The organism is Bacteroidota bacterium, assembly GCA_016722375.1.
GTDB lineage: Bacteria > Bacteroidota > Bacteroidia > Chitinophagales > LD1 > Bog-950.
The window spans coordinates 49257-73081 of sequence record JADKJG010000009.1 but is presented as its reverse complement, the minus strand read 5'-3'; the positions used below and the strand labels follow the sequence as shown (position 1 = coordinate 73081).

Below are 23825 nucleotides of genomic sequence, written 5' to 3'. Positions count from 1 at the left end.
TTTGCAGCTATATTTTTCTATGAGTGGTTGTCTCAACCAGAATTAGTATAGGCGGACATGGTTTCTTCTAATAGTAAGTGAATCTTTTCTTATGAGGGATTACCCCCTTCTTCCTGTCCGGGCGGGTGCAGTGTTTCTTCGGCAGTAGAAAAAGACGTAGGTGGTTGGGAAAGAACAGCAGGTGAGCTTTGACAATTTATGCCTTGCCAACCTTGTGTTTTTCTAATATTGCAAATCATGGCAAGCAAAAAATTAAATATTCATATACCTCCAATCGGTATTCACTATTGGATACTGATGATTTTGGCCACCACTATTGGCGAAATTGTAGGGAACATTATTTCAAGGAATCTAGGATTGGGCTACAGCACCGGTTCAATCCTCTTGATCAGCACTTATGTTTTGGCTATTACTGTTATTGCTTTATCCGGAAAAGAAAACGCTTCGGTATATTGGTTGCTGATCGTTTTGGGAAACATTGCCGGAACAAATTGCGCGGACTTCATCACCATAGAACCTTTAAAACTTGGAACAGTTTGGGGTTCTGTTTTGGTGATGGTAATTTTATCCTTAATTCTCATAGTATGGAAATTGATTTCTCCAAAATCATCTATTGAAACTGGGCTAAACAATAAAACATTTCTACTCTATTGGTTAGCCATCTTGGTTTCAAGCACCTTCGGAACTACTTCAGGTGATTTGCTCTCAAACGATACCCCATTGGGTGCAGGCGGTGGAACATTGTTGCTGTCCATTATCTTAATGGCCTTTGCCCTGCTTCATAGATACACCCGATTTTCTAAAGAAATTTTGTACTGGTTAGCATTGGTAGTCATGCACCCTATCGGTGCAACTATCGGCAACTACATTTCAAAACCTGCGGGACTTGATTTTGGAAACATCTGGACAAGTGTAGTGCTCGTTTCTATGTTCCTGCTTCTATTTTTCACCGGTGGGCGCTCCCGCCAGTCTAAATAGATTGTGCTCGTGAAGAAAATTCATTGAAGAAACAAGTGAGTATTTTATGCGGCTCCGTCTGACCGCTTCAGCCGAGCAGAGAAATCCAACTTTCTAAGCCCTCCTCCATAGGGGGCTGTAGTTTAAACCTCCTGATGTTGCATGGCTTCGATATTTTGAAGCATGTCGCGAGTCATGGAGGCAAGGGTGTATTCGGGTTTCCAGCCCCAGTCTTTTTGCGCCACGGCATCGTCAATACTTTGAGGCCAGCTTTCGGCGATGGGTTGGCGGAAGTCGGGTTGGTAGGTGACCTTGAAGTCTGGAATTATTTTCTTGATTTCGGCAGCTACGTCTTTGGGTGCAAAGCTGAAGCCCGCGAAGTTGTAGCCAGAGCGGACAGTAATTTTTTCGGCAGGGGCTTCCATGATGGCGATGGTTCCGCGAATGGCGTCGGGCATGTACATCATGGGTAGGGTGGTGTCTTCTTTGAGGAAGCATTCGTATTGTTTTTTCTCTACCGCTTCGAAGAAAATGTCCACGGCATAGTCGGTGGTGCCGCCACCGGCTTTGGTTTTATAGCTGATGAGGCCGGGATAGCGAATGGAGCGGACGTCGAGGCCGCGTTTTTGGAAGTACCAATCGCACCAGCGCTCACCCGCGAGTTTGGAAATGCCATAGATGGTGTTGGGCTCCATGCAAGTGTACTGCGGGGTGTTGGTCTTGGGCGAACTGGGGCCGAAAACGGCAATGGTGGAGGGGAAAAATAGTTTTTTAACTCCGCCTTCCACGCAGGTGTCGAGCACGTTGCGGAGGCCTTTCATGTTGATACGCCATGCCATCTCGGGGTTCTTTTCGCCGGTGGCAGAAAGCACGGCGGCAAGGTGATACACCTGTTTGATGTTGAAGCGCTTGACGCAGTCCATCAGTCCGTTTTTATAAAGAACATCGAGGCGGATGAATTCACCGCCTGCAGCCAGTTCGCCAGTAGCATCGCGGAGGTCGGAGGCGATGACGTTTTTGTACGTCTTGCGCAGTTCATATACTAATTCGGAGCCGATCTGCCCACAGGCGCCGGTGACGAGGATGGTGTCTTCTTTCATGTATTAATAAGCGGATTAGATAAGGAGGCGATGAGTTAATTTTTAAAACCAGCGCCAAAAGTATAAACTTTATATAACAGACGACAGGTTATCCTAATTCTTTCCTCCTCTAATCGGCTCAATTTTCTCATTATTAATACTTTCGTCCAGTCAAAAATAATCCATGCAAAAAAGACTGCTGCCCTATATCGTTGCCGTATTGACCTTCGCGGCTATTACCATGATTTATTTTATGCCCTATTATCAGGGAATGAAGCTGAGCCAAGGCGATATCACCCAGTGGGAAGGCATGAGTAAGGAAATTGTAGATTGGAATCAGGCGCATCCAGATGATCCGGCCCTGTGGACGAATTCTATGTTTGGCGGTATGCCGGGCTTTCAGATTTCGCTGCGCTTTGCGGGTAATTTTATAGATAAGATAATGGAAGTGCTGCGCGTTGTTTTTCCCGAAACATCGGTTTATATGTTTCTGATGTTTACCGGTTTCTATATTCTCTTGCTATGCCTGGAGGTGGATGTGTGGCTGAGTTTGGCAGGTGCGCTAGCTTACGGCTTTTCCACCTTCTTTATAATGGTTTCTATCGAAGCGGGCCACAATACCAAGGTGCAGGCCATCAGCCTGATGGCACCTGTGCTGGGTGGTGTGATTTTGGCCTATCGAAAAAACATTCTGCTGGGCGGTGCGGTCACGGCGCTGTTTTTATCTATGCTGATAGACTCGAATCACTTCCAGATTGCCTACTACATGGTGATGATTGTTGGGTTTGTCGGAATTTATTTTCTGATTAATTCCATTCTGGAGAAGAAGATAGCTCATTTTGCAAAAGCCAGTGGTGTGTTGGTGATAGCGGCTATCCTTGCGGTCATTCCGAATATAGGAATGTTGTGGAGCACACAGGAATATGCTAAGGAAACCATCCGCGGTGGCTCTTCGGAATTGACACAAAAGAAAGAAGCTACCAAAGGGGGAGGCTTGGATTTTGAGTATGCTTCGAAATGGAGTTATGGATTAACCGATGGTGAAATTCTCACCATCCTGATTCCGAATATGGTTGGGGGGGCATCCGGTGCGCCTTTGAGCGAAAGTTCTAACACCTATAAGGAAATGATGAAGAAAGGTGTTTCGGAAAATCAGGCGATGCAATACATCCGACAAATGCCGGTCTATTGGGGCAATCAGCCATTCACTTCGGGCCCTGTTTATTATGGAGCGGCGGTTTGCTTTTTGTTTTTGTTGTCTATGTTGATTGTCCGCAGCCGCATCAAGTGGGCGATGCTAGCGCTGACGATTTTCTCCATTTTGCTGGGACTGGGACATAATACTCCCTTCTTTAAATGGATGTTTGAGTTGCTTCCTTTCTTCAATAAGTTCCGTACTCCAACGATGGCGCTGTCCATCGCCCAATTGACCATGCCGCTGATGGCTTTGCTAGGATTGCAAGAAATTATTGCAGGGAAAATAGGAAAGGATGATTTGATTAAGAAGCTAAAGATAGCAGGTGGCATCATAGCAGGTATTGTCGTTTTATTTGGCGTATTAGGTGGAATGTTTTTTGACTTCACCAGCGCAGGTGATAAGCAATATTATGACAATGGCAATGGCTGGTTGATAGATGCCATCAAGCAAGACCGGGCATCCTTATTGCGAATGGATGCTTTCCGCTCTTTGTTTTTCATCGCTGCGGCCTTTGGTTTGATTTGGTTCTATGTTCAGAAGAAACTCTCCAAACAAATTTTGATTGGCGGTATCGCAATGGTGTTTCTTTTAGATGGATGGCTGATTGGCAAACGATATTTGAATACCGACAACTTTATAGAAGGCAATCAATATCAAAGCAACCATACCCCTACCCAAGCAGATCTGGACATTCTAAAAGATAGTGACCCCGATTACCGTGTTTTCAATGTTACTCGCGATCCTTTTAATGATGCCATGACTTCCTATTACCATAAATCGGTGGGCGGCTATCATCCGGCGAAATTGATTCGTTATCAGGATTTAATTGAGCATCATATTTCTAAAAACAATATGAGCGTATTGAATATGCTCAATACCAAATACTTCATCAACCAAAATCCAGAAACCAAACAACCGGTGGCACAGCGCAATCCGGGGGCTTTGGGTCATGCTTGGTTTGTCCATGATATTAAGTGGGTTAAAAATGCGGATGAAGAAGTTGAAGCACTAAACAATTTTGATCCGGCAAATACGGTGGTGATTGATGAGCGATTTAAAGCCAAGGTTGGCAATGAATCGTTCGCAGTGGATAGCGGTGCAGCTATCCGTTTATTGAGCTACTCACCCAATAAACTTGCTTATGCTTCCAATGCCAATTCATCTCAGTTGGCTGTTTTCTCCGAAATATATTACGACGACAGCAAAGGGTGGAACGCCTACATAGATGGAAAGAAAGCCGACCATTTGCGGGTGGATTATACTCTTCGTGGCATGGTCATACCGGCAGGTACACATCAGATTGAATTCCGTTTCGAACCAAAGTCAGTGGTAGAAGGGAATAAAATAGCTTATGCGGGGTCTTTCCTCTTGTTCGCCTTTGTATTTGGCACGTTTGGTTTTGCGGGGTACAAAAAGATGAAAGAAATCGAGACAGAACCTGTGGCCGCTAAGCCAACACAAACGGTATCAAAGTCTGGGAAGAAGAAGTGAGTAAGAAAGTTTTAATCTTTACTTATTATTGGCCTCCATCCGGCGGCATCGCTGTCCAGCGCTTTTTAAAGTTCTCTAAATATCTTCCCCAGTTCGGATGGGAACCAATCATTATTACTGTAAAGAATGGCAGCTATCCATATTTTGATGAATCATTAGAAAAGGAAGTTCCACCAGACTTGCGGGTGTATAAGACGAAGACCTTTGAGCCGTTTTTACTATACAATTTATTGAAAGGTAAACAGGGGAAAAGCCTACCTACAGTTGAAGTAGGCAGTCAAGGAAACAAAACTAGTTTTCAAAAGATCTCTGAATTCATACGTGCCAACTACTTTATACCAGATGCACGAAAGGGATGGATTCCTTATGCGGTTAAACAGGCAGAGGAAGTACTAAAAAACGAAAAGATAGCTGCAATAATTACCACCGGACCTCCTCATTCCACTCATTTGATTGGATTGCAACTAAAAAAGAAATTCGGAGTAAAGTGGTTGGCTGACTTTCGCGACCCTTGGACAGGAATTATTCAGAATCAAATGCTGCCAAGAACTGCCAGTACCATAGCTAAAGATGAATCTCTTGAATCTGAAGTGTTACAGAGTGCTGATACGGTAACAGTCATTAGTGAGGGAATGAAAGAAAAATTTGAAGACCGCACTCGCTCGCTTCAGGTGATATATAACGGCTACGATGATGAGCGGTTTAGCAGTCCAAGCCAGGCGTTGCCGAATGAAAAGGGATTCTTATTCACCTACACTGGCAATTTCCTTGCTTCCCAAAATGTCCCCCAATTGTGGGATGCCTTGGCAGAACTTAAATCAGAATGTCCTGAACTTAAACTTCTTCTTATCGGAAGGGTTGATAAGGAAGTCCAAAAATCAATAGAAAAGGCGGAAATTAAAGACCTAGTGGTTTATAAAGATTTCATGCCTCATTCTGAAGTTGTGAGCTATATGTGGCATTCTTCCCTATTGCTTTTTCTACTTGCCAATGTGGAAGACAATAAACTTCTGATGACAGGAAAGGTGTTTGAATACTTACCTACCGGAACCGAATTAATGGGTATAGGACCAGTAGATGGAAGCGCACAGGACGTGATGAAAACCGCCAATCGAAACTCTATCATAGATTACTCAGATAAAGAAAGTATGAAACAACGCATCCAAAGTGCGTACCACTACTGGAACCAGCATGGAAAAGCAGGAAAACACTCTGGAGACGAGTATAAACAATTTGCTGCTTCCAATATCACGCGACAACTCGCTAGATTGCTGGAGGATTTAGTTACATAGAAAACATCTGAACCGGGACATATTGTATGCCGCTGTTTTTAGCAAATTCCTCATCCGTCTGACTATCTCCTATCATGATGGTTTTTTCGGGCAACACACTAAACTCCTTTTGCAAGAAATCGAATGATGCCCGGTTGGGTTTAGATTGATACAAGTTGGCATAGACGAAGTTCAAATACGAAAAACTTTCTCCCCAGTCAATCAAACTCACCTTATTTTTTTGCTGAGCGACATTTCCATTAGTGACGATAAATATCTTCTTCCTTTCTTCAACTAACAGGTCAAGCACCAATTTTCCAACTGGATTCAATTGAATCTTTTCGACCAAAATAATTTCCCTCATAGTGATAAGCATCCCCGAAATCTCTTGTTCTGGTATATGGAACTGCTCACACAACTTGTTGAACAAACTTCCTCTTCCTTCTTTCTCAAATGTATCTAGGAAAAAATCCGTCATCTCTGTTTCATTCAGGGAATATGCTTTAGCCATTCTTTTTGAGATAGCTTGATACACGGGATACAGATATTGCTTTTCGTCGTACAGCGTGTTGTCTAAATCCAACAGAAAAAAATCATACTGCCACATTAAAAAAGTAAAGGCATCTCTAATTCTTTCAATCGGATAATTTTCACCCATAACTACCGATAGTAAACTTCGTTATAAAAACGGACAAACTTCGTTCCCCATTTTACTTCGGGGATTTGAACCTCCTCTCCTGCTTCTTGCAGCACTGCCAACAAAGGAAGATTAACTCCTGCACCCATCAGTGAAACGCTGGTACCTTGAATTCGAGGGTTGATTTCAAGCAACTTAAATTTTCCATCATCTGCTTTCTTAACCTGAAAGCCGATTGGGCCATGTAAGGGAAGCGTTGCCGACATCTGCTGAACATAAGCTATAATTTCTTCCTGTTTCACTATTTCACCCGCCACAGATATTCCGGCATTCATCTTTGTTCTCGAACGCGGCACGATCAAAAGGCTCTTACCTTGATACATTAAAGTATCAATCGTAAACTCCTCTCCGGGCAGCACTTCTGAAACCAATAGTTCGGGAAATTTATGTCCTTTCAAAATTCGGAATAAATCATCCTTCAGCATATAAAGCGAGTTGGGCTTTTCATTAAAAAGCAAATCAAACTCCTTCGCCATTGGGTCTATGATTCTTACGCCGCGGCTACCGTTAGAGACCGAAGGCTTGATACAGACCTTTTTCTGCGGATATCCCAAACTTGAAAAAGCATTTTCCAATTCCTCCAAAGTATTTGCCACATAAAACTCAGGAACCATGATGCCGGATGATTTCAGATGTTGATGTAAGCGGCTTTTGTTGTTAGCTGTGTTGAGCGCGTCCTTATCCGATACGATTACCTTAGTTCCCGTTGCGGCAAATTCATTTTTCCTTTCAGCAAACAAAAACAACTCTCTAGTCACCAATGGAAACAATACATCCACCTCCAAGTCTCTGCTTTTCTGTAGCATGAATTCTGAAAAGCCGGAATCGGAAGCCGGTGGACATTGAAAAAATTCTTTGTTGAGAAACCGTCCCGATGCGGAGGCATTCGCATCACATACCGTCAAGTCAATGCGCTTATCAGCCTGTAAACATTTAATGATTCCCGGGCCGCCGGGAGCGCCGGCACCAGTCATCAACACCCTTATTCTTTTCATAACATCAAACGAATTACTTCAAAGGACTCTGCATATTTCATCCCTACCTGTACACCACGCGTTTTGGCAAGCGAGAAAATAAACTCCTCCGACATATAATCTCGATTTCCTTGAGATTTGTATTCCTGCAATGCCGCTACTTTACTTTCTATATGCCGCTTTTCTAAAGAAATAAAGCTGGTAGTTTTAAAAGAAAGATTATTCCAGATCAGTTCATAGCCGAGGATAGAGGTGTTCTTATATGCCCGAAGTGCTTCATGGGCCACCGTGGTGTGGTCTTGATGAATATCGTGCAGGCAGGGAGTCAGAATAAGGTCGTAGTTGTTCTTGCGAAGACGAACCAAGTCTTCGAGAATTTCCTGACGATGATAATTGAGTTTGCGTACCGGATAATTGAAGATGACCAGATTCTCTTCTTCTATTCCTAATTTATGAGTAGCGTTTCTTACTTCTGTTTTCAAAACATCTTTAGGAAACCCATCCGGCACCGATTCTTCGGCGGTAGAAAATGCCGCATAAGTCACCTTCCTTTTCTCTTCTATCATTCGGGCAATCAGTCCTCCGCATCCAAGCTCGCCATCGTCGGTGTGGGGAGCTAAAACAAGTACATTTTGAAAGGGTAAATTCATATAGCCGTAATTATCTGCACAAAAAAAGGAATCTTATGATAATCCATGATAGAATTCTTCTGGAACCTCTTTATAAATATGCTATTCTGCAAAGTTGATTTCAAAATATACTCAATGAGAACCAATAATCTCTTAGTTTCCTTGACATTAATATTTCTGCATAAACTGTTGCAATCACAAGTCCAATGTGAAGATTTTGATGCAACACCAATTGGGAATACTGAAAAGGAGAATGCCTTTAACATTTATGGAAATGGGAACTCCGGCTTTCTACATAATTGGCTTGTTCCGAATGGAACACCATCCATTTATTCCAACGAATCTCGGTTCTTTTGTGAATGCTTAGCGGAACGCAATATGCCTTAATGACGGTTTAGATGAAATTGACTGGACTGGAGAGGGCGTATCGGTCAGATTTAGTTTTTAGTCTGGCAAAAGTACTCAGTCTCTCATTGCCATCAGAAATGTACCGTTCTCAAACTCCGACTTCCTATAGATGTGGAGTTTCTATCTTTGCAAAGGCCGATAAGTTTTACTTACAACTCCTTCAACTCGGCTACCCCACTACTGCCAATCCCTTCACGGAGCATTAATGTTTATAAAGATTCCCAGTTTTCTACCAATGCGGCGACTATAACTACATTTGATCTTAGTAATCTGAGTTCAAATTATACTATTTATTGGTTTCATCCATCGTTCGGCCTTTAGTTCTTGATCAGGCCGACCTGCATCCTTTTCTGTATTGACTCTGCCTGCATTCAACCCGCAGAATGTACTATTTCATTCACATTAGGAAACGACACGGCTATTTGTCCCAATGGTTCCCTATTATTAGATGCTACTACCGCTGGAGGCACTTATCTTTGGAACAATGGCAGCATCAATCCGACCAATAGAGTTACCAGTGCGGGAGATTATATGGTTACGGTCACAGATCCTTCCGGTTGTTCCGCAAGCGATACTATAACCGTCGGTTTTGGTGACAACAATCTGTTCGTTGACTTAGGAAATGACAGAGATGTTTGTAGTCGTGGAGGGCTGGTTCTTGCTCCGGGGATTTCAAATGCAACTTATCGCTGGCAGGATAATTCAACCGATAGTTTTTATCACGTTACACAAACCGGTGTTTACTCCGTTACCGTAAATAATGGTTGTGGAATTGCTTCGGATGAAGTGAGGCTGACCATTTATCCAGATGAATGTGCTTTGTTGATTCCGACCGCCTTTTCTCCTAATAATGACGGAATGAACGATTTGTTTCGAGCGGTATGTAGATGCCCAACCAGTAGTTTTTCTATGAAAGTATTCAACCGGTGGGGCGAAATGGTTTATCAAACAAAGAATATTTTGCTCGGATGGGATGGTGTGTATAAAGAGGAGAATCAGCCTTTAGGAGTTTATGGTTATGAGTGCGAATACTTCAATTATTGCGAAAACAAATTGAATACGATAAGCGGCAACGTCAGTTTGTTGCGATAGATATAAATGATCTTTGGAGCAATGGAAAGGGAAACTATCCAACTTTGTTGCCCACCCATCTTTCCTCAAAAAGCTTCTTTCAATCAGGTTCTTGTTGGCAGTGCTAATGCCAATTCTCTCTTTTGAGTCTGTTTTTTATGTTTTGGGATAAATAGCACTGTTTTGGTGTTAAAATCCGCCCTTCTGGCTCAAAAACATATTTCTCCATATTACAAGTGTTAAAAAACAGGCCATTTTCAACTACTTTCTGTCCAGAACTACATAGTTTCTGTCCAGAACTACATAGTTTCTGTCAAGAACTACATAGTTTCTCCCAAGAACTACATAGTTTCTCGCAAGAACTACATAGTATCTGGCTGGAACTACATAGTTTTATCCAAGAACTACATAGTTTCTGTCAAGAACTATATAGTTTCTCCCAAGAACTACATAGTTTTTACCAAAAACTACATAGTATCTGGCTGGAACTATATGGTTTGTCCCACAGACTATATAGTTCCTGCAAAGAACCATGTGGTTCCTATCCGGCACTACATACTTTCAGGCAAGAACTATATACTGTCTGGCAGAAACAACATTGTTTTAGATAGGAGTAGCATAGTTCCATCCCAAAACAATACTATTTCTATTCGGGGCTATATGGTTTTGGTCTAAAACGATATTGCGCTTTCCAAATACCATATCGTTTTCGATAGAAAAAATGTATTCTCTAAAAAATGGGATGATTGCTCAAGTATCAAAAGCATTAGAAACCTAACCGGTCACCAAAAAGAAATTGGAGATTGGATATTCCGTTCGGAACAAAAGCCTTTAATGACCGCTATTTAGGTGCGAAGTTTTTCAGATCACTCATGACCTGAAGCGCCATATTATTGGCCGTAGTTTCAGAATTGCTTTCGGCATATATCCGCACAATAGGTTCGGTGTTGGAACGGCGCAGATGAATCCAATCGGTATCCATGTCAATGCGCACCCCGTCGGTGGTGTTGATGGTATATTTCTTGTACTTCCTCTTTATCTCATCAAACAAGTGATCTATATCAACAGAAGGGTCGAGGTCCACTTTTTTCTTGGCGATATGATAACTGGGATAACCGGCGCGGAGAATCGAGGCCGTTTTCCCGCTTTGTGCCAGATGCGACAGGAAGAGCGCAATGCCGACCATCGCATCGCGACCGTAGTGCAGTTCGGGGAAAATAACTCCGCCGTTGCCTTCGCCGCCGATAATGGCTTTCACTTCTTTCATCTTCTCCACCACGTTCACTTCACCAACAGCCGAAGCATGATATACACCTCCTGCCTTTTCGGTCACATCTTTCAATGCACGGGTCGAAGAAAGATTAGAAACAGTGTTGCCCTTCTTTTTGCTCAATATATAATCAGCGATGGCCACCAGTGTATATTCTTCCCCAAACATGCTGCCGTCTTCCGACACCATCGCTAAGCGATCTACATCCGGATCAACCGATATGCCGAGATGTGCTTGCGATTTTTTAACAATAATGGAAAGCTCGTTGAGGTTCTCGGGCAGCGGTTCGGGGTTGTGAGAAAACAAACCATTTGGTTCACAGTAAAGTTTGATAACATCTTCCACACCAAGCGCAGCAAGCAACTTTGGAAGCGCAATGCCACCGGTAGAGTTGACACAGTCAATGACTATTTTGAAATTCTTTGCCCGAATGGCGGCTACATCTACCCACTTCAGTTTGAGTATCTTTTCAATGTGGCGCTCAATCGCTCCCTCTTTACTAATATAGGAACCGAGTTTGTTTACATCCGCATATTCGATGTTATCATCTTCCGCCAGGCGAAGTATCTCCTCTCCTGCCTGGGCAGAAATAAATTCTCCTTTTGAGTTCAGTAGTTTAAGTGCATTCCACTGTTTGGGATTGTGCGAAGCCGTGATGATAATACCACCACCTGCTTTCTCTTCAATCACCTCCATCTCGACGGTGGGCGTTGTAGAAAGATCTAAGTCCACCACATCTAAACCAATAGATTGCAAAGCACCGGATACTAATTGACTCACCATTCGCCCGCTGACGCGAGCATCGCGGCCAATAACAATTTTGTTGCTTTTTTCGTTTTGAAGAATCCATCTCCCAAAAGCAACTGTGAACTTCAGAATTTCAGTGGGTGTCAGGTTATTTCCTGCCTGCCCTCCGATGGTTCCGCGTATTCCAGATATAGATTTTATTAGTGACAAAGGCTTTGTTTTTATTTTTGGGAGCGCAAATGTATCAAATTCGCCCGCTTGAAAAAGTGAGTGCGTGAATACGAATACATATTGTTAAAGAAAAAGAAAATGAAAGAACCCTGGTACGAAGAATGGTTTGACTCCCCCTATTATCATATCCTCTACGAACATAGAAACGATGAGGAAGCAGAAAGATTTATTCATCTGTTGACAGAAAAGCTTCACGTCGTTCATGGCTCCAACATATTGGATGCCGCCTGCGGCAAAGGACGACATTCCAAAACGCTGGCAAGACTTGGGTTTCATGTAACCGGTATTGATTTATCTGAAAGTAATATTGCTGCCGCAAAAAAGATTGAGGAAAAGAATCTTCACTTTGAAGAATGGGACATTCGCGAAGTGTATCGGGAAAACAGTTTTGATTATGTATTCAATCTGTTTTCAAGTTTCGGATATTTTGAAGACACCGCCGACGACCAACAAGTGGTTACGTCGTTTGCCAAGAGTCTGAAACCCGGCGGAACTTTAGTTCTTGATTATATCAATTCGCAATATGCGGTGAAGCATATAAAGGCGCGGGAGATAATTCCACGAGGGGAGATTCAGTTTCACATTAAAAAGCGGATTGAAAAAGGATTCATCAAAAAGAAGATTGAGTTTTTAGTAGCAGGAACGGACCACCAGTTTGAAGAGAGTCTGAAACTGATCAACCTTAGGTTGTTTGAAGAGATGTTTCAACATGCAGGATTTGCCATCACACACCTTTTCGGTGATTATGAATTGAATGAATTTAATTCATCTTCGTCGCCCCGGTTGATCTTAGTGGCTAAAAAAATGTAGATGGAAATTATTGAACAATTAGACAAGCAACTCTTCGACCTCGTCAATCATCATCTCATCAATTGGTTTTTCGATTTGTTCTGCCCTATCATGCGGAACCCGCAGGTGATGTATATCATTTACATCATCATCATCGTCCGAACTTATCAGCTATTCCCAAAACACTTTTGGAAAATTCTGATTGCCGGAGCTATCACCTTTGCCATTACAGATCAGTTGTCTGCTTCTATAATAAAACCATACTTTCATCGTTTGCGCCCTTGCAACGATCCGACAGTAAATGTCCGCTTGCTAATTCAACATTGCGGATCGGGATTTAGCTTTGTCTCTGCACATGCTACCAATACATTTGGCATGGCTACGTTTCTAACGATGATTCGCCAAAAGAGATTGAGAAGTGTTACGGTATTTAGTCTTTGGGCCTTTGTTGTTTCTTTCTCACAAGTGTATGTTGGCATTCATTATCCCGGAGATGTCATCGTGGGAGGAATTATCGGCAGTATAGTTGGAATCACTATCGGTTATCTTTCTAATACCTATTTCACAAAACATTTGATAGTAAGAGGCAAAGCTGCTATGTCAGAGACTGAATTAAATCAACCCTAAACAAATAGCATTCATGGAATTTATCAAAGTAAACCCGCAGCTCGAAAAGCACATTGCGCTGATTGAACTTCATCGCCCCAAAGAACTGAACGCGCTCAACCGCCAGTTGATGCTGGAAGTATTGGAAGCCTTGAAAACATTAGATAACGATGACAATGTTCGCGTCATCATCCTGACCGGTGGAGAAAAAGTATTTGCAGCCGGTGCAGATATTAAACAGATGGCCGAAGCCTCAGCCATTGACATGCTGACTATGGATCAGTTCAGCACCTGGGATCAAATCAGAAAAACCAAGAAGCCCATCATTGCGGCGGTATCCGGTTTTGCATTGGGTGGCGGCTGCGAACTGGCCATGACTTGCGATATGATTATAGCAAGCGAAACAGCCAGATTCGGACAGCCGGAAATTAAAATAGGAACAATGCCCGGCGCGGGTGGCACTCAAAGGCTGACACGGGCAGTAGGCAAAGCGATGGCAATGGAATTGATCTTGACCGGGAAATTTATTTCGGCAGAAGAAGCGCTGCAAGCCGGTTTAATCAATCGCATTGTTCCGGCTCCTCTATTATTATCAGAAACCGTTAAGCTGGCACAGGAAATTGCCAAAAAATCACCGGTAGCTATTAAGCTGGCCAAGGAGGCGGTGAATCAAGCATTCAACTCAACGTTGGATGAAGGACTGATGTTCGAGCGAAAGAATTTCTACCTCACCTTTGCTTCGCAAGATCAAAAAGAAGGGATGGCCGCTTTTGTTGAAAAGCGACTCCCCGACTTTAAAGGAAAGTAAAACTAACGAGGCCTCCTACCTATATGCGAAGGAGAAATGTTTCTGGGCTGCACCTGATGAAACTGTGGTGAGCTTTCCCGCATCTGCATCTTTGGCTCTTGAATATTTCTTTGCTGCGGCTCCATCCGCTGAATGTTCTGGCGCGGCTCCACTCTTTGAATATTCTCGCGAGGCTCTATGTTCCTCTGCTGCGGTTGCATGTCCCTTTCACGCGGCTGCATATCCCTTATTTGAGGATCCACCGCTCTATGTTCTGTTGAGGCTCCATATTTCTCATGCGCGGCTCATCACGCGGTGGCTGCATATTACTCGGCTGTTGAATAATCCGTGGCTGCTGTATTTGCTCTTGCGGCACCCGCTGAATATTTTCCTGCGGCCTTACAGGCGGCGGATTATTTTGCCTGTCCCAGTTTCTATTTTCCGGCGTTTGCTGAATCACATTCTCATTTTGGCGAGGAACTACCTGTTGTGGAATCACACGATCAGGAGTAAGCGGTTTTGTTTGCTGAATGTTTCTGTTTGGCTGCACCGGCACTGTTTCAATAGGTCTCACCGTGTTTATTGGCACCAGCGGCTCTTTTTTAATATGGGTTTCAGGAACCACCGGCCGGGTGTTTCCTTGTTTTGGTATCACGATTGAATTTTCAACCGGCATGTTAGTTAGTGTTTTGACTGAAGGTCTCACCCCGTTGCCCGGATTTTGTTGGCTGCCTCCCGGATTGCTGACCTGCGCTCCTCCACCATAACCATATCCATAATATGGATTATTCCCATACCGATCCCAATAGCCATTGTTGTAGCCATTGCGGTATCCATGATAATAGCCCTGATTATAACCTCTGCCACCTCCATAGTTGTTATAGTAGCCTCCGCCGCCCCATCCATAATTACTATAACCCCAGTTGCAACCGTTATAGGCATAAGGATTATAGCCCCAGCTAAAGGCACCGCAGTATCCACCCCAAGGGTTCGACCAAGAATTGAAATACGGAGAACTGTTCCATCCCCAATTCCAATCCCAATAAGGGTCGTAGATAACTATTGCTGTACGGCGCGGGTGGTTCCATCTCCACCAAGGGTCATTATACCACGGATTGCTCGAAACATAAAAACTTGTGTTCCAGTTGCTCCATCCAAAATAATAGGAAGGGGTATAAGCGTAGCTGTAATAATTGTTTCCATAGCTCGGCGTATAATACCTTCTCAGACGGCTGGTGTAGTAGTAATCCTCATATTGATCATAACCGGTCGAAGCCCGTAGGTCATTATCCTGAGTGTAATCAGAATAGCCCTTGTCCTTTTCATCGTACTTATTTGCCGAATTAGTTCCGCTGTTGCCATATCCATCGGTCTTGTCGTCATTCTGATTAGCAGGTTGACTTTTCGGAGTTTGGTTTTGCAGCGCTTTATCAGTTTTCGGATCATAAAAATTATCATCCTGCGCCATCACAGAAAGCGACCCCATAACGAGGAAGGAAAGTGCGGTAAGCAATGCGAATGTGTAGCGTTTCATGATATTCATTTTAATGTTTTACAAAGTTACCTTTTATTCGTCGAGACACTTGTTGATTTTGATATTTTTGCGCGGCTCATTTTATTGACATAAAAACTGTATCAAAGTTACACATGGCAAAGGAAATAACATCTCGACTTAACGATTATTCACAATGGTATAATGACTTGGTGATCAAAGGCGGACTGGCCGACTATAGCGCCGTGCGCGGTTGCATGGTAATCAAACCTTATGGTTTTGCTATTTGGGAAAAGATGCAAGCTGCATTGGATAAGATGTTTAAAGACACCGGCCACGTCAATGCCTACTTTCCTCTATTCATTCCCAAAAGTTTTTTGAGTAAAGAAGCATCGCATATTGAAGGCTTTGCCAAAGAATGTGCGGTGGTGACGCACTATCGGTTGATTAACAATCCAAATGGTGAAGGAGTTATTGTTGACCCCGAAGCCAAGCTCGAAGAAGAGTTGATTGTTCGCCCTACTTCCGAAACCATCATCTGGAATTCATACAAAACTTGGATTCAGTCCTATCGTGATTTGCCTTTGTTGATTAACCAATGGGCGAATGTGGTTCGTTGGGAAATGAGAACCCGCTTGTTTTTGCGCACTGCCGAATTTTTGTGGCAGGAAGGACATACGGCTCACGCCACCTCGAAAGAAGCGGTGGAAGAAGCCGAAAGAATGTTGAACGTCTATTCTGATTTTGCCGAACAGTTTATGGCCTTGCCGGTTATTCGCGGAATCAAAACTCCGAACGAGCGTTTTGCCGGAGCCGTTGAAACCTATTGCATCGAAGCCATGATGCAGGACGGACAGGCCTTGCAGGCAGGCACTTCGCACTATCTGGGTCAGAATTTTGCCAAGGCGTTTGAGGTGCAGTTTCTGAACAAAGAAGGCAAACAAGAATTTGTTTATGCCACTTCGTGGGGCGTTTCTACTCGCCTGATCGGTGCGCTGATTATGGCGCATAGCGATGATGATGGGCTGGTGTTGCCTCCCAATCTGGCTCCGCTTCACGTGGCGATTGTTCCTATCACGAAGGGTGACGAGGACATGAAAAAGATTCGCGAAAGATTTGAACCGCTGATGAAAGAACTGAAGGCGAAAAACATCTCAGTGAAATTTGACGACGACGACACCAAGCGCCCCGGTTTCAAATTTGCGGAATATGAATTGAAAGGTGTACCGGTTCGGATGGCGATGGGCATGCGCGATTATGAAGCCGGAACCGTAGAAGTAGCTCGGCGCGACACGAAAGAAAAAGTATCTGTGCAATTTGAAGGCGTAGGAAATTATATCGAAGACCTGCTGAAAGATATTCAGCAAAACATCTTCAACAAAGCCAAGACCTTCCGCGACTCCAACATCCGCGAAGCAAATACATGGGAAGAGTTTCAGGATATGATTGCAAACCAACCCGGATTCATATCCGCGCATTGGGACGGAACATCCGAAACCGAAGATAAAATCAAAGAAGCGACCAAAGCCACCATTCGCTGCATTCCTTTAGACAACCCGCAACAGGAAGGCAAATGCGTGTTCAGCGGAAAGCCCTCGAAAGAGCGGGTGATTTTTGCAAGAGCGTATTAGGAAGGAGATTTCTATTTCTAATGATACAGTTCATTGAACAGACCGCAGCGAAGAGCGGTAGAGGCATAAAAACTCGTAAATTTCTTGTTTAGGCAGAAAAGCCAGCACTGTCATGGAAGTGTACGCAGTTTAGGTCATCACCTATTGTATCTATTTTGAGATGAATTTTCAATAGTAGGCCATTATTCTGTTAAAACAATCAAAAAAATCAATAAATCGTCAAAAATTCAAATCGAAATATAAGAATCTACGGTCAGATTAATTCGAATCTTAATTAAGATTCCTTTGGTCTTAATTAAGATTCCCTCAATCTCAATTAAGATTCCCCCAATCCTAATTAAGATTTCCCCAATCTTAATTAAGATTTCCTCGATCCTAATTAAGGTTACTCCAACCTTAATTAAGATTACTTCAGTCCTAATTAAGATTCTCTTGATCTTAGTTAAGATTCTTTCGACCTTAGTTAAAATCTCGGCAGTTTTAATGGAAGAAGTGTCTACTCAATCTTGATGGTAATAGGCAGATATTCATTTTTAAGGGATTAACTAAACACCAATAACGGCAAACGCGAAAATGTCGACAGCCCTTCTATATCAGGCAGTAACATTAAATGTCGCTACCTTCTGGTGCATTGCGATTTGAAATTCGCTGGTTGAAGTGCGGACTGCAGGTCCCGCACTCCCAGAATTCACCATCAAATTCTGTTTTGTGCTTTTTGAACCAACTAACAAGTTTTTCAATATCATTTGCATCGTCTGCTGAACAGACTTTGATGTACATTTTAGTTGCGCGCGCCCTGTTTCCATCACTGCCAGATATGAAACGACATGAAACTTTATGAACGGTACGATAGTGATGATTAGAAAGAGGTGTGGTATTAACAACAAAACCATTCGGATTGTCTTTGATCCACTGTTCGTAATCGGGAGCGTTGTTATCTTTAAATACTTGTATAGAGTTTAGATTTTAGAGTGGAATTTATACAAATCATTGAAATTTAGTGGTAGCACCAATCCCACTAAGCATAGGCTGGGCCTATGTTCAATAAAGAATGCAGCTTATAGCTGAGAAAATGTAGCCAAAGGCTACCAACTTAAACAACATAGACATAGCCAATGCCGAGAACGAATTTCAGATAGGAATCTACCCTTACTTACGCAACCGTTCATAAATCCCGATATTAAGTGCATAAAGAAGCAGGAAGTATAAAAAATCTTCTACCGGTATAGAGCCTATTCGTAAACCGAGGTTGTGCGAATCGTTATAGATCACCACCGGCAAGGCGGTGAGTAGTCCGTTGACGATAAACATAGGGAGGAGGCTGATTAGGGAGGCAAGCGAAAACAGGCTGAGTTGTCGAGGCGAGAGCACGCGGGGCAGCAGTGGCAGGACAAAACCGGAGAGGAATAATACACTCCAGGTGTAGGCCTGGCCCCAATAAAAAAATGAGAGCGCAAAAAAAAGCAAACCGGTGAGGGTGAAACCTATTGATAGAATCGGGCTGTGAAATTCTTTTTTGATGTAATAATTCAGCGCTTCATAAATAAAAATGCAGGAATAGGGCACGGAGGAAGAAAAAGAAAATTTCTTCTATGGGCAATCCGGCCATTTTGTAGCCGGTGATATAATCAGGATTAAATCCCCATACACCATAGCGGGTTTTGAAATAATCCCAAATCAAAAACAACACAGCAGGAAGAACAATTGATGGGAAAACAAATTTCCATTTCTGGTAGAATTGAATCCGCGATTCAAACGACCAGAGAAAAGGAATGAGGATGGTAAAGAAGTTTATCAGCAGATAAGCGCTCTTCATGACAGTGTAGGACTGGGCGATAGCCAGAAGTCATCCATTTTCTGTTGAAGAAAAGTAGAAACGAAGATGAGTGCTTTTTGAATATCTGGCACACGGATTCGTGTGTTTTGAATTTGAGCGGGGGGCACTTTTCTGATTCTTTCAAACAGCTTTATGTAATAATTGTAAGCGAGCTTCACTCCCACTCTGGAGCCAATAGGTAGCAGCAGAATACCGGTAAGCGCTCGGTTGAAGTCCTGAAGGATCTCTTCTTCTATTTTATGTTTCGCCTCTTTTTGCAGGTCTTTGAAATCCACTCCGGGAAAATAAATACGGCCCAGTTCGTCGTGGTCGTTTTTAATATCACGCAGAAAATTCACCTTTTGGAAAGCCGCCCCTAGCGCTCGTGCGGGAGTTTTGAGTTGGTTAAAGAGCACTTCATCTCCATCGGCAAATACCCGTAGGCACATCAGCCCTACCACTTCGGCGGAGCCGTAAATGTATGCTTCATAGCTTTCCTTTTCGTGAATGTTTTGCGACAAGTCAGTTTCCATACTTTTAAAAAATGCCTGAATCAAATCGAGCGGTATCTGGTACTTGTTGACTGTTTTCTGAAATGAATAAATCACGGGATTCATGCTGATGCCACTTTCGATCGCTTCAAAAGTTTCTTGTTTGAATTTAGATAAAAGATTGCGCTTATCGTAGGCGTGAAAAGAATCCACGATTTCGTCGGCATAGCGCACTAGGGCATATATATTATAAACAGGTTCACGAAAGTTTTTGTGCAGCATACGGATGCCAAGCGAAAAACTGGTGCTGTAATTTTCGGTAATCATCCGGCTGCAATCAGCGGCGGTCTTTTCGTATAGAGTAAACATAAGGATGGGTTTATCTTGAATTTACAGTTTGCCTTTTGCTATCAGGCGGTTGATTTCTCCGGCGGCTGTTTGACCTGAAATGATGGCAGGCGGAACACCGGGACCAGGCACGGTTAACTGTCCGGTATAAAAAAGATTTTTCACTTTCGATGATTTCATTTTGGGTTTCATAAATGCGGTTTGTCGCAATGTATTTGCCAGACCATAGGCATTCCCTTTATAGGCATGGTAGTCATTCTTGAAATCGTTGATACAATAACTTCTTTCAAAACAATGTTCTCCTGAAAAGGTTCGCCAGCAAAAGCCTCGAGGCGTTGAATGAGTACATTGAAATACGTTTCTCGCAGTTCGGGACTATCGTGCAGTCCGGCGGCAAGTGGCATAAGGATGAAAATATTTTCCATACCCGCAGGCGCCACTGAATCATCCGTTATGGAAGGAGCGCATACATAGAATAATGGGTCAGTGGGCCAATGAGGTTGTTCGTAAATCTCACGGGCATGTTGCTCCATATCTTTATCGAAAAACAAATTATGGTGAAGCAGACGTGGAATTTTTCGATTCACCCCAAGATAAAAGATCAGGGACGAGGGAGCCATAGTTGTCTTTTCCCAGTAAGATTCGCCATATACCCGATTGGTTTTATCCAACAGATGCTGTTCAGTATGTTCATAATCGCTACCAGCCAATACAATATCGGCTTCGTAAGTATTGGTGGCGGTATGTACTCTTTGGGCTTGGCCGTTTTTCACTTCAATTTTTGTCACCTCGGCACCGGTTACAATTTCAACCTGTTGTTCGCGGGCGATACTTTCCATTGCGCGAACTATTTGGTGCATCCCCCCCATAGGATACCAAGTGCCCAGCGAGAGGTCGGCATAGTTCATCATGCTATAAAGCGAAGGAGTGTTTTCAGGTGTAGCACCCAGAAACAATACCGGAAACTCTAAGAGGCTGACTAGATGAGGATGTTTGAAAAGACCGCGGATACTCTTTCGTAATGACTGAAACATATTCAGTCGAAAGGCGCTTGTTATAGTTTGAAGATTAACAAACTCGAATATAGAATCGCTGACACGGTGGACATAGTCAGTCATAGCGATCTCATATTTATATTTCGCTTCTTTCAGAAATGCTCTAAGTTTTTCACCGGCCCCTACTTCTGTTTTTTCAAAGTAGAGAATAGTTTCTTCTACAGAGGCGGGAACTTTCAAGGTCTCTTCTTTACCAAAATAAACCTGATAGGAAGGGTCTAATCTTTTCAGCGTATAAAAATCAGAAGTGGTTTTGCCAAAACGGTTATAAAACTTCTCAAACACTTCGGGCATCCAATACCAACTAGGACCCATGTCAAACAAAAAACCGTCCTGATCCCAAACTCGGGCACGACCACCCAAGGAGTCGTTCTTCTCCAGAAGAGTGACTGCGTGTTCTTGCTGCGCCAGAATAGAGGCGGCTGATAATCCGGCAAAACCGCCTCCAATGACTACTACCTTCTTTGGGGAATTTTTCATCAGTTGTAGGATGCATTGTGAATGCCCATCTCAGCTAGTCTTTCTTTCATCTCTCGACGGGCAAAAAATATCCGGCTCTTGACAGTACCTAATGGAAGATTCATCATCTCGGAAATCTCCTGATACTGAAATCCCTGATGGTATAGTAGAAATGGTTCTGTGAAGTCTTTACTCACTCCTTTCATAGCTTTGGCCAAATCATCGCTGATAAAAGTATTGATGGATGCATTATTGTCAGTACGGCGCGCCATTGAAAAATCAAATTGCTTCTCGGTAGCAGTGGCATGTACATAACCGTTTTTTATTCGGCGGTAGTTATTGATGAAGATGTTTCGCATGATGGTAAGTAACCAGGCCTTCATGTTGGTACCATCCGTAAACCTTTCCCAGTTCACTAAGGCTCTGTAATAAGTTTCTTGCAACAAATCGTCGCTTTCATTTTTGCTTTTAGTCAGTTTGATAGCAAAGGAGCGCAGGATAGATTCATAAGCTGTCATTAGCTTTTCAGGTGAGGAGGATTGAATAGTGTTTATCATTTTATTTATTTTGTTGAACAAAAATAAGAACTATTTGAATAAAACGAACAAACTGTTTACCTTTATTGTTAATTTAGTTAAACAATATAAAGTAGCCTATTATGAGCCAGACATGGCTATGACTTGAAAAAGCATAGCGTTTTTTACCAAGAAAGAGGATAGGAAATCAGCCTTAAGCTGATAGATACTGCATCAAGTCTTCTACCGAATGAATGACCTTGACATTAGCAGGGAGACGAAATTGGATGGTTTCTGCTTGTTGGCCGCCAATGAGCAAAGTTCGGTCGGGGTAAGACTTTGACATTTTTTGCACAAATTTCTTCAGAGGCAATTCGGTTTGTGCCGAGGTGAGATAGGTAATGAAATAATCTGGTTGAAATACTTCATTGATAAAAGCAACATCATCAATGGGCAACGAATTACCCAAATATGCGACGCGTTGCCGGTTTTTTCGCAGAATAAATTCAATGAATAGCAGCATCAACTCGTGGGTTTCACCTTCTGGAAGAAACAAAACAAATTTGCGTGCATTTTTAAGTGGTTCTTCCTGCTGTGCATCAATGGCAACTGACAACTTACGGCGTATCAGGTTTGTGATAAAATGTTCCTGCGCCGGTTTGATCGTTCCCGCAGCCCATAGAATACCGGTCCGAACCAGAAATGGGAAGACGGTATGCGTAAAAGATTCTTCAAAACCATTTTTTAGTATGGCGGTAGAAAGTGTGCGCTCAAAACGACTTTCATCAAAATCAATCATAGATTGAGTGAGTGCGTCGAGCAGGTTATCACTTGTATGGGTCTGATTAGCTATTTGAATCACCTCGTTTTTGAGGTCTGCTTCGGTCATCTCTGCAATCTTGGAAATCTTGTATCCGTTTCTGTTCAACAGGCTGACATTCAGAATTTTCCGCAGTTGCTCGTCTGTGTAATACCGGATATTGGTCTCCGTACGCTGCGGCCGCAAAAATCATAGCGCTGTTCCCATATACGCAAGGTGTGCGCCTTGACTCCTGAAAGAAGTTCTACATCCTTAATTGAATAATGAGCCATATTTGAAGAAGCGAATCTTGGGTGATTTTTAGATTATTAAATAGAACGGCAAAGAAACTAAAAGGGATAATCCCGCTCACAAAAAAAACGGATTTGGCTATAGACCCTTACTTTGTCTAACCTTGCCGAAGACGCAAAATACTTTCTATCTATCCACAACATGCCATAAGAACGGGCGGCATTCTTATCCGTTTCAGCATGATGATCTTTATGGGCACGTCGCAAAGCCCGGATATAGCTGTTATCCAGTCGCTTCAACCATTTAATCCGCTGATGGATTATTACGTCGTGAACCACTAGGTAAGTCATTCCGTAGAGTGATATTCCTAAACCGATGAAAAACATCCAATTGAAATCATTCGAAATACCTAAAAAGAGCAACGCGATTCCGGGAGTGGCAAAAATGAGAAAGTACCAGTCATTGCGTTCAAAAAAAGTGCGTCCCTTTTGATGGTGTGATTTATGTAGCGACCAAAGAAAGCCGTGCATGATGTACTTGTGTGCAAAATGTGCTATAGCTTCCATGCCGGCAAAAGCAAGGAGGACTAGGAATATGTTTATCATATCTATCCATAACAATGGTTTGTCAAAAAAGTTTTAGAACAGTCCATTTATTTTAGGAAGATGGCAAATACTTGTTCAATGGAACGCCCATAAAAGGCGAGGGGAATTATTGCACGGATGCATTAGATAGGATATTCCAGCTTTAAACTCCGACACC

Annotated in this window: 21 protein-coding genes and 1 pseudogene; 8 read left to right on the top strand and 14 right to left on the bottom strand. The window is 42.9% G+C overall.

What is annotated here, in order from left to right; all coding sequences use genetic code 11:
- Positions 1-237: 237 nt before the first annotated feature.
- The gene (locus tag IPP77_13620; GenBank protein ID MBL0310663.1) at positions 238-978 is read left to right on the top strand and encodes a hypothetical protein; all 741 of its coding nucleotides are present in this window, start codon (positions 238-240) and stop codon (positions 976-978) included.
- Between the two features lie 122 nt (positions 979-1100).
- Here IPP77_13620 and IPP77_13615 read toward each other — a convergent pair whose 3' ends face one another.
- Entirely contained in the window at positions 1101-2057 is a 957-nt protein-coding gene (locus IPP77_13615) for an NAD-dependent epimerase/dehydratase family protein (protein ID MBL0310662.1), read from the bottom strand.
- Positions 2058-2220: 163 nt separating this feature from the next.
- On the opposite strand from IPP77_13615, the gene IPP77_13610 reads away from it, so the two are divergent.
- Positions 2221-4725: a hypothetical protein gene (locus IPP77_13610; GenBank protein ID MBL0310661.1), complete on the top strand. Its 2505-nt coding sequence runs from the start codon at positions 2221-2223 to the stop codon at positions 4723-4725.
- Positions 4722-6017, top strand: coding sequence for a glycosyltransferase family 4 protein (locus IPP77_13605; protein ID MBL0310660.1), 1296 nt, complete (start codon positions 4722-4724; stop codon positions 6015-6017). The genes IPP77_13610 and IPP77_13605 overlap by 4 nt, the downstream gene beginning before the upstream one ends.
- On the opposite strand, the gene IPP77_13600 is transcribed toward IPP77_13605, so the two are convergent.
- From IPP77_13600 to IPP77_13590, 3 genes are read right to left on the bottom strand one after another with little or no spacing between them, the layout of a single operon-like run.
- Complete coding sequence (locus IPP77_13600) at positions 6010-6654, bottom strand: HAD family hydrolase (protein MBL0310659.1); 645 nt, start codon at positions 6652-6654, stop codon at positions 6010-6012. The two genes, IPP77_13605 and IPP77_13600, sit on opposite strands and share 8 nt — an antisense overlap.
- Before the next feature lie 2 nt (positions 6655-6656).
- On the bottom strand, positions 6657-7688 hold the full coding sequence (locus IPP77_13595) for an ATP-grasp domain-containing protein (GenBank protein MBL0310658.1): 1032 nt from the start codon (positions 7686-7688) through the stop codon (positions 6657-6659).
- A complete protein-coding gene (locus IPP77_13590) occupies positions 7685-8317 on the bottom strand; it encodes a PIG-L family deacetylase (GenBank protein MBL0310657.1) in 633 nt (210 codons plus the stop codon). The genes IPP77_13595 and IPP77_13590 overlap by 4 nt, the downstream gene beginning before the upstream one ends.
- Before the next feature lie 711 nt (positions 8318-9028).
- Between IPP77_13590 and IPP77_13585 the strand changes: the two genes are divergently transcribed.
- Positions 9029-9796: a gliding motility-associated C-terminal domain-containing protein gene (locus tag IPP77_13585; GenBank protein MBL0310656.1), complete on the top strand. Its 768-nt coding sequence runs from the start codon at positions 9029-9031 to the stop codon at positions 9794-9796.
- Between the two features lie 820 nt (positions 9797-10616).
- Here the strand turns inward: IPP77_13585 and glmM are convergent.
- Positions 10617-12002, bottom strand: coding sequence for a phosphoglucosamine mutase (gene glmM, locus IPP77_13580; GenBank protein ID MBL0310655.1), 1386 nt, complete (start codon positions 12000-12002; stop codon positions 10617-10619).
- 99 nt (positions 12003-12101) lie between these two features.
- Between glmM and IPP77_13575 the strand changes: the two genes are divergently transcribed.
- From IPP77_13575 to IPP77_13565, 3 genes are read left to right on the top strand one after another with little or no spacing between them, the layout of a single operon-like run.
- Positions 12102-12833 carry a methyltransferase domain-containing protein gene (locus IPP77_13575; GenBank protein ID MBL0310654.1) on the top strand — a complete coding sequence of 244 codons (732 nt, stop codon included), beginning with the start codon at positions 12102-12104 and terminating at the stop codon, positions 12831-12833.
- Positions 12834-13439 (top strand): phosphatase PAP2 family protein, encoded by a 606-nt coding sequence (locus IPP77_13570; protein ID MBL0310653.1) that lies wholly within the window; start codon positions 12834-12836, stop codon positions 13437-13439. It abuts the gene before it with no gap.
- A 13-nt stretch (positions 13440-13452) separates the two neighbouring features.
- Entirely contained in the window at positions 13453-14226 is a 774-nt protein-coding gene (locus IPP77_13565; protein ID MBL0310652.1) for an enoyl-CoA hydratase/isomerase family protein, read from the top strand.
- A gap of 226 nt (positions 14227-14452) precedes the next feature.
- On the opposite strand, the gene IPP77_13560 is transcribed toward IPP77_13565, so the two are convergent.
- Positions 14453-15739 carry a hypothetical protein gene (locus IPP77_13560; protein ID MBL0310651.1) on the bottom strand — a complete coding sequence of 429 codons (1287 nt, stop codon included), beginning with the start codon at positions 15737-15739 and terminating at the stop codon, positions 14453-14455.
- A gap of 113 nt (positions 15740-15852) precedes the next feature.
- On the opposite strand from IPP77_13560, the gene IPP77_13555 reads away from it, so the two are divergent.
- Positions 15853-17328, top strand: a complete 1476-nt coding sequence (locus IPP77_13555; protein ID MBL0310650.1) for a proline--tRNA ligase — start codon at positions 15853-15855, stop codon at positions 17326-17328.
- 1149 nt (positions 17329-18477) lie between these two features.
- Here the strand turns inward: IPP77_13555 and IPP77_13550 are convergent.
- From IPP77_13550 to IPP77_13515, 8 genes and pseudogenes are all read right to left on the bottom strand, one after another.
- Positions 18478-18894 carry a lycopene cyclase domain-containing protein gene (locus IPP77_13550; GenBank protein ID MBL0310649.1) on the bottom strand — a complete coding sequence of 139 codons (417 nt, stop codon included), beginning with the start codon at positions 18892-18894 and terminating at the stop codon, positions 18478-18480.
- Positions 18866-19144 (bottom strand): lycopene cyclase domain-containing protein, encoded by a 279-nt coding sequence (locus tag IPP77_13545; protein MBL0310648.1) that lies wholly within the window; start codon positions 19142-19144, stop codon positions 18866-18868. Before IPP77_13545 ends, IPP77_13550 begins: the two co-directional genes overlap by 29 nt.
- Positions 19141-20004, bottom strand: a complete 864-nt coding sequence (locus IPP77_13540) for a phytoene/squalene synthase family protein (protein ID MBL0310647.1) — start codon at positions 20002-20004, stop codon at positions 19141-19143. Before IPP77_13540 ends, IPP77_13545 begins: the two co-directional genes overlap by 4 nt.
- A 21-nt stretch (positions 20005-20025) precedes the next feature.
- Positions 20026-21518, bottom strand: a pseudogene (gene crtI, locus IPP77_13535) (phytoene desaturase).
- On the bottom strand, positions 21518-22054 hold the full coding sequence (locus IPP77_13530; protein ID MBL0310646.1) for an RNA polymerase sigma factor: 537 nt from the start codon (positions 22052-22054) through the stop codon (positions 21518-21520). The pseudogene crtI and the gene IPP77_13530 overlap by 1 nt, the downstream one beginning before the upstream one ends.
- 172 nt (positions 22055-22226) lie before the next feature.
- Positions 22227-23018: a B12-binding domain-containing protein gene (locus IPP77_13525; protein ID MBL0310645.1), complete on the bottom strand. Its 792-nt coding sequence runs from the start codon at positions 23016-23018 to the stop codon at positions 22227-22229.
- Positions 22952-23104 (bottom strand): MerR family transcriptional regulator, encoded by a 153-nt coding sequence (locus IPP77_13520; protein ID MBL0310644.1) that lies wholly within the window; start codon positions 23102-23104, stop codon positions 22952-22954. Before IPP77_13520 ends, IPP77_13525 begins: the two co-directional genes overlap by 67 nt.
- Positions 23105-23161: 57 nt before the next feature.
- Positions 23162-23668 carry a sterol desaturase family protein gene (locus IPP77_13515; protein MBL0310643.1) on the bottom strand — a complete coding sequence of 169 codons (507 nt, stop codon included), beginning with the start codon at positions 23666-23668 and terminating at the stop codon, positions 23162-23164.
- Positions 23669-23825: the final 157 nt, after the last annotated feature.